Annotated in this window: 2 protein-coding genes; both read right to left on the bottom strand. The window is 48.7% G+C overall.

The window, feature by feature from the left end; all coding sequences use genetic code 11:
• Positions 1-33 precede the first annotated feature (33 nt).
• Positions 34-3,780 (bottom strand): neuraminidase-like domain-containing protein, encoded by a 3,747-nt coding sequence (locus tag F6K54_RS09210; protein WP_293076721.1) that lies wholly within the window; start codon positions 3,778-3,780, stop codon positions 34-36.
• Positions 3,740-12,103 carry a hemopexin repeat-containing protein gene (locus F6K54_RS09215; RefSeq protein ID WP_293076723.1) on the bottom strand — a complete coding sequence of 2,788 codons (8,364 nt, stop codon included), beginning with the start codon at positions 12,101-12,103 and terminating at the stop codon, positions 3,740-3,742. The genes F6K54_RS09210 and F6K54_RS09215 overlap by 41 nt, the downstream gene beginning before the upstream one ends.
• Between the last annotated feature and the right edge of the window lie 519 nt (positions 12,104-12,622).

Here is a 12,622-nt window from a genome sequence, read left to right on the forward strand (position 1 = left end):
AATCAGTTCATACTTAACCTTCTCGCTGCCGATTTAGAGGGGCTGGCCCTCCGAGTCTACGTTGTCTAGATCGCAGAAGATGTAGCGATCGCCTTGTTCTTGGAAGAGAAGATATAGGGTTTTCGTAGCGTCCTCGGAATGCGCGATCGCAAGGTCTATGCCGGATTCGCGAATACCCAAGGGCATATTGACCCAGTTGCCGGCGATGGATTTGCGAGGGCCGATATTATCACTGGTGGGTTCGTGCTCGTTTTGTTCGAGGCGATAGTAGCTCGTGCCGGAGAAAAGATAGACGTACTCGTTCAAGATAAAGGCCGCATCAATCTTGATATTGCTGCTCTCGGTGAGATTGCCGCTGTGATCGGAATTAAAGGTAGGACCTGACTGGCTTGTCAGATCGTAATGATAATATCGGTTGCCGACAATCAGATACAGCTTGTTATCTGTGTATGCATAGGCAGCATCCACCTGGTCATCTTTCCCCAGGATAGTGTTCTTCAGCTCTGTGGCTTTAATGACTGTCTGAGTATCGCTGCGGTAATACTCGTTCTCGTTGTTAAACAGATAGGAGACCCCACCGTGAGTAAAGGCGACATCGAGATTATCCCAGTTTTGGTTGGAGAAACTACCAAATTCATTATTGTTGTCGGACAGATTTTTAGGGTAACCCAGGTCAGCTGCGTTCCTAAAATGATTATCGTCATCCGGGGTGAAGCGCAGGTATTCGTTATCGCAGAAGAGGTATAACTTATCCTTTTCCCCAAAGGAATCAGTCCCGATCAAGGCAGCATCGACCTTATTTTCCTTCCAGATAGGGCTGAGGTTTTTGTTTAGGTACAGGGACAGAGGGAGTTCTTTCACCTTTTCCGTACCTTGGCGATTGAGTTCTTCGAGAATTTCCTTGGGTTCTAGGGCGCTGTCGAATAGGTGATAGACGTACCCATCGGTAATAATGACAAAATAGCTTGTGCCATCGGCAGCAGCGGTTGTAAATGCACCAGTTACCTTGACGTTGAGCTTGTACAATTTATTATCGTCCACAGTCTCGTCACCCTCAAACACAACCCAACTATCATCCTCCCTGGCCTCTGCATAGCACTCTGCCGACGTATCTGTTTCGCTTGGGTCTTGGTGGTAAAAACCCAAGAAGTATTGCTTGTTAGTCCTGTAAGTGATACAGCAATCAAACGGCTTGTCAGTATATTGTGAATCTGAATCCTTATTCACTTCGTAATATCCATCTTTGTCAAAACAGTATTGTTCTGACTCAACCCGTATATACACACGGAAATTCCAGTCTTGACTCTTATTGGGCTGTAGCTGCTGCATTATCGGCGCGATCGCCTTTATTTGCTCTACCGGAGAATCCAGAAACTCATTGATATTAGAATAACTGACTGTTGTGCCAAAGATTTTTTCTAGCAACGCCTTAACCGTACTTGCGGATTCATTGGTGTCACCGTCTTCGTTCCAGCAGGAGTAACTACCATCGTCGTCGATTAGGTGCAGCAAGAGGTTGTTGCTATTGCCCTTCCAAACGACTGCAGCCTTAACTGTATCGCTTGGATATTGGTCGCCGTGGAGCAGGCCAAAGCGGTATCGAATTGATGATTCCGTAGGGGTTCCATCACTCTTACCCTTTTCCCGCACCTTGCCTAAGTCAGTGTTAAAGACGAATGCAACATCATTGAAGGTAAAGGCAGCATCAATGGTCTGCCAGTCATCACCAATCAATTCCTTCAAATCGGAATCTTGCAGAGTAGAGGGTTCTTTCCGCCATACGACAAAGGAATTCTCGTCTTGTTCGTAAATTGGCTTATCCAGTTGGTAAACTGGGTGATCCCCATTTTTAAGAATCAGGTAGGCTTTACCGCCGTAAACAAAAGCAGAATTAATGTTGCTAGTTTCTGTTGTCCCGTGGACATCAGAGAGCCAGTGTTCGTTAATAGACTGTTGGTTGTTAGTCTCTTCGCTGGTGACATATTTTCCACCTTTCAGGAAGCAGTAAACCTTCCCACTATCCTCTTCCTCTTCCTCTAACTCTACTGCCGCAGTGATGTTTTTGTCTTGTGGCAGAAAATCGGGTTTGCCTGGATTGCTGTTTAGAGGGCTGACATCGGGCTTGACCAAGAAGCCACAACCTTTGTGATTGCAGGCAAACCAGAGTTCGCCTCCCTCGCTGCTGTTGAGCATCACCACATTTTCCGCTTCGATGGTTTTATCGCCAGAAAACTCATGGGGGAAGAGTTCTTTGAACAACTTCTGACCGGGGTTATCAATTGATGGCGGGTTCGCAACAATTTGCGAGTACAGCTCAGGGGTCAGGCGAAAAGCTTTGTATTGTGGATCGGTGCTGCCGCCAAAATCGATGCTCAGGCAGATGTAGATGTTTTCATACTCGTGCTGCTCCTCCCCGATCTTGTTGGAATTCTCAACAAAAATCTCTACCTTGGAGATAGACTTCTCAAATTTCAAGCCTTTTTCATTGTCCTCAAAACTGGTTTGAAGGGCCTGGGGTTGGCTCAAGCGTTTGTTGAGGTTGTAGAAGGAGTAGAAAACCTTGATTTCCTTGTAACTCTCGCCCTGAGTGGATACTGTCTGGCCTTTGTCAGACTCTGTAGTAGTCACGATCGCAGATGAGGCATCCTCGGCACTTTCTTCAATAGCCGTCCAGAAGACAAACACCCGACCGAAGGCAAACACCGGCTCCACCCGGGCCGCCTCGATTTTGATATCCAACTCTTTCCAGGCTTCCCAGATAGCAGAAGCGCTCTTACCTTCCAGAAAAGTGCCAAAGCGATAGAAATAGCGGATCGGGTCCGTGCGGGTGCAGCCAAAGAGAACCAGTTGTTTGTTGACCGAGGCGGGATCGTCGTAAACATAGCCCCCCGCAATGGTCAGTTGCGCCACGTCGGTGAAGCTGTCGAGATATTGCAAATAAGCCTCTGCGATCGCGGTTTCCGTCAGTTCCCCTTGGGAGAGGCTTTCCTGCAAAGCACTAAAATCAGCCGTTTTAGTCTTGCGCAGTTCGGGACGGATGTAGTTTTCTGGGTACAAAAAGACCTTGCGGTTTGCCTCCCACGCCCGGTAATTCCGCAACCAGCGCCAGCGTTCTTTCAGTTCCTCACGTTTCGCTTGCGGGTCGTCATCCTGCAAATTGATATCTTCCAGATTGAGGAAGTAACGGTGCCAGTAGAGCTGTACTGCACCGGTAGCTTCCTTGATGCGCGAGGTATCGGCACAACTGCACATTTCGATATCGATCAGCAGTTGTTGGTAGAGCTGGCGGCTAGTGCTAACGTTGTCGTCTTTGTGGATAACATAGGGCACCAAGGCATTCCGTTTGAGGGTATTGAGTTCGTCGTTTATCTGCTTGACCAAGGTGGCGTAATTGCTATTGCAGTCAACGGCGACCAAAAGATCGTAAGCCCCTTTAGCAGCTTCGCTGACCTTGGGGGCCTCATCCTCGTAAAGAGGAGTCCAAACTTTGCCGTGCAAAGGGATGACATCCACGCCCAGGCGTTTGGTGGTAGCGAGGATATCGTACAGGCGCAACACCAACTCCAGTTGGAACTCTTCCTCCACCACATTGACTTGGCCAGGCAAGAAGGCATTACGTTGTTTGACCCAACGCACCTCTTCTTTCTCAAAACCAAAGATGGCAGCAAAATGCATATAGGGTTCGGAGACAACGCCTTTAGCCCCGGTAACCAGCTCCGTCAGGGTGAGTTCGCCTGCGCTAAAGCGCTGCCCCCAAGTCTTTGAAACGGCTGATGGCACGCACGTCGCTCAAAAGGTAGTCCGACCATTTGCCCCAGCGGTAGGCCAGGACTTGTACCGGCTTCGACTCGTTGCGATCGCTCAGGTCAAGATTGTAGGTGACAAAATTGCCCCCGGTATGGAAATGGATTTCGTCTTCAAACTTAAATACAGTATCGACGCTTTTTCCTGGTCCTTCTTCAAGAATGGCCTTGTCTAGCTGAGGCCAGATTTCTTTAATATCGCGGGGATATTCCGCATCGACATAGCGCGGTTCCTCGTAGGGGTTGAGGGCGAACAGGGCAGCGGTATCGCTATAACGCACGAGCTGCTTCTGCTTGAAGAGATAGAGGGCACCATCGCCATCCAGGTATGCAGCATCGACGGTTTTATCTTGCCCAGCGAAGGCATTCTCGATCTTCCCAAAAACAGCGTTAATGTCACCAGGGAAAGTATTAGTAGTGTCGCTATTCTTGACTATGTTGAGATAGCGGCGCTTGTTAAAGAACGTCAATCCCAGACCAGAGAGGTAAAATGCCGCATCGATACCATCGCGATACATTTCATCGAGACCACCGATATCCAGTCCCAGTTCACTGTTCAGTTCCGCTGCCAGACTCTCGCCAATTATCTTCGGGTAGCCCGAGTCCATATAGCGGTAGCGATCGCCGCTGTAGCGAATATACTGTTCCCCAGAAAACAGGTAAGTTAGTTCTTTTTCGCCATTGACATAAACAAAGGCTGCATCCACATAACCCCCGGCCGTGAAATTATTATCGACATGACCGAGACCGTCGATATCGTAAGCCACATATTTATTGGGGCTGCCAGTCAAGAGGATAATATTGTTGGAGTTGTCTGGAACGTTGGGAGCGAAAAAGTAGAGGCAGCGCCCGTTATCGAGCAGACCTTTAAAGAAGGCAGAGGGGCTATTGGGATCGTATGCGGCTTCCAAAGCATCCAAATGTTCTTGGAACTCGTCGGCCATGAAGGCAAAGGCTGGCTCTTCGCGCAGGTAGGTGGCAATGGCCTTGGGATAGCCTTCATCTACATAGCGGTAATCGCGATCGCTGTAACGGACGTAGGAATTGCCAGCAAACAGATAGGTAATGCCCTCGCTGCTGACCCAGGCCGCATCCACTCCCTCACTGAATATATTGGTTTGCTTGCCCCAATCATCCTTAATCGCGGTCACTTCCCTCCAACTGGTTTTGTAAGCCACATAGCATTCTTGGCTGAAGAAGTAGGCCGTACCATCCTTGCCGACAAAGCCCGATTTCAAATCCTTAAAGTCAGTGCGATTAAAGGGGATGCCGTTGTAAATCAGCTCTAGGGGTTGTGGGTAGCCCCAATTTTCAGTGTTGAGATTAAAGCTGATAAACTTTTGGTCGCTGATAAAAATCAGAGTGTCATTTACCACGAAAATGGCATCAATGTTGTCAAATCCCTCTTGCTGATAGTCTTCGGGAATTTCCCAGAGGCTGTAATTCCCCTCTTGTGGGTAACCGGGCTCCGGGCGATCGTAGCTGTCCTTGGTGTAGCGCAGATAGCGGAAAGAACCGTCGGCATCAGGACGCTCGAAGAGATAGGTATTCTCTTCCCAGACATAGGCCAAAGCCACATTGTTGAGTCCCCGCCATTTTTCGCTAATGCGTCGCGGCGGGTAGGTGACTGTCTTGTCCACATAGGTTTCGGAGTCGTACTGGACGAACCACTCGCCAGAGAATACATAAGTAATGCCATCGCGCCCGACAAAGGCAGCATCGATGGTGGATTGGTCGTAAATGGGATTGCGCGATCGCCCCCAGACATCGGCGATCGGAAATTTGCGTTCTAAATCCGGGTCGTAGTAATGTTCCCCAGCAAAGACATAACTTTTACCGTTGGTTCCGTGCAATACAGCGTTGACCTCGGTGGCACTTAGTTTCCCCTGGGCTTTTTGCACGGCGCGTGGGGTGGCAGGAGTTAAATTTAGCTGGCGATCTTCCAGATGGTTGAGTTTCTGCCAGCCATTGTTCTTGAGTACATAGTTAACTCCCCATTCCTGGGTAGCAGCCTTAATGTCGTTAAACTCGTCATCCTCGTACTTTTTGTAATTCTTTTCATCGCCGATCGCCACATGGAAGCTATTGCCTTTGAAGAGATAGACTTGGCGCTGGTCTGCAAAAGCGGCATCTAGCCCCTCGGGGAAGGTAACGGGCAAATCCCAAAAGCGGGGTTCCTTGGACAGGCGGAGGATAGAGCGGGGGTAGCCCGCTTCGACTACTGGCGGTGAGTTGCTGTTTAAACCTACGTTGCCCTCGTAGCGGAAAAATTGGTCCCCAGAGAAGAGGTAAGTATGTATGGCCGTTTTATCCACCAACTGGCCATTTTCGTTCTGTTCTTGCCAGCGGGACTCAACCACCAAAGCGGCGTCAATCTTGCCAGTTTTTTCGATATTGTTGCGTATCTTGCCCCAAACCCGTTTGGTTAAACGGGGGTAGCCATTATCGATACTCCGCAGTTCCGGGTCGGAAAAGCGCAGGAATTTGAAGTTTTCCTCTGTGGCGGTATAGGAGTCCTCCCCTTCCGGGTTCGTGTCGAAAAACAGATAAGTCTTATCGTCTTTGCCGGTGAAGGCAGCAACGACGCGGCCAATTTCCCCAATGGGGCGATTTAACTGCTCGGCCAAATCTTTTGGTTCCGACCACCAGCGACTGGCGCGATGGTGTTCTATATAATAGTTTTCTTTGTTTCCCCCCTCTTCTTTGTGGTAAAACAGATAAACCTTCCCACCGGGGCCATTCATAGCCGCATCGATTTGAAAGTTTTCAACGCCATCAGTCACGCTATGTGGCAGGCTCCAGAAGTCGTCATCTGTAGTTGCGGGAAAGACCTCAATCTCCTCCACATCCGGGCGGTTGGCCAGCACCGTTTCAATCCCCCGAGCGTTGGGATCTTTTTTATCCATCTCCAAGCGATCGTCTTCATCTACGCGCAGGGTGGAGTAGCGCACATAGACATTCTTTTTAGTCTCGCCATCTTCCTCCACAGTGGTGCCAAACAGGTAGGTTTTGTTCTCTAGCACAAGGGCTCCAGTAACCTCGGTTAAACCCTCCCAATCATCCTTAATTAAGCGCGGAAAGCCATCATCTACTTCGCCATAGTTTTTGCCAGAGTAACGGACGTAGCGATCGCCCGAGAACAGATAAGTGTAACCGTCCAGACCCACAAAGGCAGCATCCACTTTTCCCAGACTGGCGATTTCGTTAGTTACTATTCCCCAAGAGTCGCGAGTTGGGGTTGTGATGTTGCCATTAGAGTCAGCGATGTTGCCGTTAGAGTCAATGATGAGCTTACCTTCCGAGTTGAAGATGTTGTAACTAGAGTCGATGACAATTGTGCCCTCCAAGAGAAAGTTGCCGCCATCGTCTTTTGTAAATGTGCCTCCCGAGCTGATGGTATTGCCACTAGAGTCGATGATGTCGCTACCACTAAGATTTAATGCCCCCGTCCAGTCGATGGCGATAGTAACATTCTGCTTGATAATGGCCTTGCGTTCCGAGTTGACGATGACGTTGTCATCATTGTCGAGGACGTTGCCATCATTGTCGAGGATGTTGCCGATAGTGACAAATTCATCATCCCGGAAAAGATAGATTTTGTTCTTATTCGGATTGTCCCCATCTTCATAAGACAATGCCGCGTTAATGCCGGAGACAAATTTGCCTGGTAGATTCGCAAACTCTTCGTGAATGGCCTTGGGATAGCCTGCCTCCGGTTGCAGGTTGGCTAGTTCGATGCTGCCCGCATATTTGACTACTTTGTCGTTGAGAAACAAGAGATAGTAACCCTTGCTGGCCAGGGCTGCATCCAGGCGATCAGCACGTCCGAAGTCGTACTCGCTGTGCCCCCACATTTCGGCAACAGGCCACACGCTACTGTCTTCTGAGGAGATGTAGCGATCCTGGAAAAAGGCATAGCTGTGACCGTCCAGACCCTCGAACATAGGTCCCAAATCCCGGTTAAAAGCGGGCGGGAGCTGAATCGGCAGATTCTCCTCATTCCAGCTCTCGGCGATGGATTTGGGATAGCCCCGATCTACCTTGGGCTGCTCCTCTGTCTCGTTGAGCTTGAAACTTACATTTGAATAACGGACGTAGCGATCATTGGCAAAGAGGAAGAGGCGTCCCTCGGCATCCAGGTATGCAGCATCGATCGCTTCCAGGTTCTCAAAGTCGTTATCCACCTGACCGAAACGGTTGTCGCGCTGGTCCCAAACTTCGGCATCGGCATATTTCACATAGTGGGAGTTGCCACTAACAACAACCCAAGTACCGTGGCGATCTATAAAGACCGCATCAACCTGCAAGTTTTCCTGTTGATCGAATAGCCGACGGATGGGATCTTCCTTGAGGCATTTTTGCAGTTCTTCATCCTTTTTCTGAAGGTCGAGCAGGTCCTTGTCATCTTCAGGATCTACCACCTTTTTATCGATAAGGGTGTAGTCTTCCGCCAGATAAATCCAATAGTAATTGTTCTTAAAGAGGTAAATAAATTCTTCCCCTGCTAAGACTGTATCCACTTCTGTGACGCCATCGGGCAAAATCATATCTTCGGGGAATTTGGCAACCAGACTCTGGTCTTCCAGAAGCAGAGCAATCTCGTTGATGTCGAGCTGTTGTTGAGCGATTAGCAGTGCCAACTGCCGAATTCGCTTGACCGCTTGAGTGTAGTGCATATTCTCCGGCAGGCTGTCCAAGCGCCCCAGGGCATTAGCCTCCTCCAGCAGGGGCAACAACCAGGCAAGATGCAGGTTAGCGTTGGTTTGAAAGATAGCAGCAGATATTGCTTTTACCGCGTCGAGTTCGATTCCCAAGGCGTTTTGCAATTGTTCGAGAATGGCCTTCTGCTGTTCCTCTGCGCGCGCTTTCAGAGCCTCATCGACCCCCTTAACGGTGTCGTCAATAGCTGTGGCGATATTGTAGAGGAGGAAGAAAATTTCCCGATCGTAATCTGCAAAGTCAGGCACACTGAAGTTTGCTGCATTTTCAGGTACCAGGAAGAAAGGCCACTGGGCAGCCTGCAACAGGCCGTTGCCATCCAGTACCCCCATTTCCTCTAAAACTGCTTTGAGATTGCCGATTTCCTCAGCATTAAAATCCAGTTCCTTCAGCTTTTCATCCTCTAGGCGATAACTCTCGGCATAGTTGACGATGCCCGCAATATGCTCGAAAACGATCGCTGCCTTGCTGTCATCAAAATAGGAGCGCAGGCTAAAGTCCTCGCTGTTGCTCTCCTCTTTGAAGAAGGACTCTGCTTCGGGTTGCAAAAGGCTGCCGTACAGATAGGGACCTTGGAGGTCTTCCCATACCCAGCGGGACACTGCCTCAGCAGCAATTTTGCCCAACTCGACTTTATCAACTTGCAAGTAGGTGTTTTTGGCAGTAGCGATCGCCTCCTGCAATACCTTGAGAATAGCCTGGCGATGGGGATAAAACTGAAGCGCCACCGCCAAAGTCTTCGGGCTTTCCGCCAGAATCCGCCCTTTATCTTCGACAAACAGGTCCTCGTCAAGGTAACGATTGATCTGCAAATTAACGAGCAGGTTTTGCAAGGCAACTGGCGTCAGGTTCATTTCGGCGAACATCGACTCGCTGATTTGCACCTTACTGTCTTCAAACTTATCAAGCTGTCGCTCCAGCAAGCGGTAGATGGACTCGGTCAGCTCCGTCAGTCCTGTAGCGATTTCAAAGCTACCGCTATTGTTGGGGTCGCCAAAGAACTCCACATCAACCGCAAACCCTTGCTCGTCGATATAGCCGTTGTAAATCAGGTCGTCGTATAGTTCTCGCACTTCGGCTTCGCTAAGGCCGAGTTCTTTCAAGTCTGACTTGAATATCTGCACTTCAACGGTATCGTCTTCGAGCTTTGCGGCAGCATCTTCCCGGTAAATGCGATGCAAGATATCGAACAGGGGCTGCTGGAACTCGCTAAAATCGTAGGTAATCACGAAATCTTCCAGGGGTGGCAGCTTTTCCAGTATTTTGCCGCTGCCATCGACGATGTCGCGATTCGTTAGGTTGCTTAATATCTTCTCCTGTAGCTTGCTTTCGAGCTGCAAACCCACAAACTCGTACTCGGCGATCGCCCCCAGATTGCGGATAAAGTCCTCCGCCAGTTCCGCCACTGTGCGAGGTTCGTAGGCAAACGGGATATGTGTCGGTTTATCTGCTTTATCTGGCTTGGGTTTTCCTTCCTCTGCTTGGCAGCGACTCTGGACTAGGCCGAAGGCAAACTGGGAAGCACGCTCGTCCCCCAGAAATTCCTTGAAAGTATCCGGGCGGATTTCTCCAGCTTTAAAGCTTTCCAGCAGGCTGTTGTATAGAGCCAGGTCCTCTGCCTTTTGCTCTGCCTCCTCGCGATCAGTCTTCGCCGCACCATTGACAATTTTCCAGAGCATATCTGGAGAGTAACCGAACTCCTTCATCCATTTGTTGAGAGCAATCAGGGATTCAAATAACCAGAGGCGATCTTTGGTGGTAAACTCCGTCACTACAATGGACGAAGTCATATCGTTGAAACCTTCCAACCATGGGGTGTCTGTAGCGAACTTCTTGAATTTGCCTTCAAAGTTATCGTCCTTGTATAAGGTAGCGGTCAAGTTGTTTGGCACTTTTAGGGAACTGATTTGATCGTTACCGACAGTGCTAAGTTCCGACATCTTGTACCTACCGGCAACAAGCTCCTGACTTTTCCCTTTGTAGTCTCGGTCTTTGTAAACGGTCACGCTAGCAGTCACGCTGGTGGAGAAAATCTCAAAGCAGTTTTGGGTACTGGGCGCGCCGTAAACAAAATAGGTATGAGGATCGTAACGGCCAATAAAGGGGTCTTGCCCTAGCAAATCAAACAGATCGAACAGTTCCAGAAAATGTACGTCCAGGGCATCAGACAAGGCCCGAATACGGTAAAGCACGTTGAGCAGTTGCCATTCGTTCTCGGTTTTTTCCCAGAGACTGCTGTCAGCTACCTTTGCAAACTTTAAGCGATTGGTGATATTGAGCAGATCCGTGTCGGTAAAGCCCAGAGCATCCCGCAGGCGTTTGCGGTACTCGTCGTTTTCGTCGCTAAATAAGTCCTCGCTATAAGTAATTTTGGTATAAGTATGATAAGGATTCTCGCCATATTGGGCTGGCATCTCCCCCGTGACGCCCTCGACGTGGAAATATTTTTTAGTAACTGATACGCAGGGCAGGTTAAAAATCCGGTTAAACTGTTCTTGTGGCAAATCTTCGTTAGTCCAGCCAGTGAAGGAAATCTCGCTAACTATGGCAACCACCGTATCAAGTGGCTGCTCTAGAGTTTTATGGATATAGAGGACTTGGGCAATATAGACCAAGGTCTCCTCATTCAGCGTCGGGATGCCCTCAACCTTGCAGCAATGGCGCAGAATCAGATCTAGCTCCGTAAAGCTGAGGCCGATTTTTTTCGCAAAACGGATAAAGCGACTGGCGCGAGCGAACCACTCTAGCGGTACTTCTTGCGAACCTAACTCGCCAATCTTTTGCCACTCCAGTTTTGTTTCATTCAACTCTGGATCTTCTTCATTATAGTTCAGAGTGACATAGCCTTTGCCATCATCAATAATGCCCGTATTGACGTAAAAATTCTCGCGCCCGGCCTCGACATCTTTATGGTCGGACGGATTGATATAGAGCTTTTGGTACAGCAGTTCTAGCATTTCGGGAGCTTGTAGCCCCGTCGTCTCCATAAAGGTGGCGACATCGGACATATCCTTGATAAAATCATCATCATTGGTGCCTTCATAGCCATAAGCCGACTTAAGATATGTTCCGTGAGGTTTCTGAAGCACATTCCACTCTGCCACAGACAGCCCTAGGTATTCCCTGGCTACAGTCTTGTAGTCGGCATCAGTGGTAGTTGTGGCAAATAGACGACGCAACTCGCGAGCGGAAATCCCCAGGTGATGCAAATGATTTTTGAGCCTTTCGTTATCCAGGGAAAACGGCATATTAAAGGGATATACCGCCCCTTCTAACTTCTCATAAGCATTATCCACTCGCTTTTCTAATACTTCGTTGACGATATCGAGGTAGGGAATTAGGGTTGTAGTATTTTCGGCATCAAGGGGGATCTCCTTGATATCCTCCCGCCGTTCGTCCAGCCATGCAGGATTATCTTGATATTGATCATATTGATCGGGCTTGAACTCATCGTCCAGCATTTTCAGCAAGTCAACTAAATATGCTGCGGGAGAATATACAGAGCGGGCGTCATCACCCTCTTTAAAGTCAATGCTGCCAAACAAATCGGCATAATTGGGGACGTAATTGGAGATATTCATTTTCAGACAATAATAAAGTATAGATTTACCAATAATTGATGAAGAACAATGGAGAAGTGATACCCAGGAAAACCTTGGTGTATTGGCTTACAGCTAGCACATAAGACCTGTAGTGCGTGAGAAAGGATATGCCTGCTGCAGCCCCGGCTATTATGTATTGCAAAGCAGCCACATTGCGACGGCAGTAGCACACATATATACTTTCTTTTTCCTATTAAAACTCCTTCCATCCATATTTGTCAATATCGGGAGCATAAAGCAAACCAGCTATGCGAAGGTTGAGTTAGGAAGGGTTTGAGAAGAGACGATCGCATTTTCAAGGAGCGATCGCTCTTGGTGAATATCAGTTAAAAGTGAAGTATCAGGGATAGAATTCTTGAATTTTAACTGTTACTTGAGTTTGGCCTTCGTTCTCTACCTGTGCTTCTAGCTTTGGTGATACATTCACGATAGCGTAGGATTCCAAATTATCCGCTTCACTTTCAACCATGTAGAGCCCGCTACACTCTGGGGTTGGTA

It is taken from the genome of Okeania sp. SIO3B5 (assembly GCF_010692555.1).
Lineage (GTDB): Bacteria > Cyanobacteriota > Cyanobacteriia > Cyanobacteriales > Microcoleaceae > Okeania.

What these genes read in the sequence shown, in the direction of transcription:
- F6K54_RS09215 (WP_293076723.1), bottom strand. Translation starts at nt 12,103, where the DNA reads ATGAATATCTCCAATTACGTCCCCAATTATGCCGATTTGTTTGGCAGC.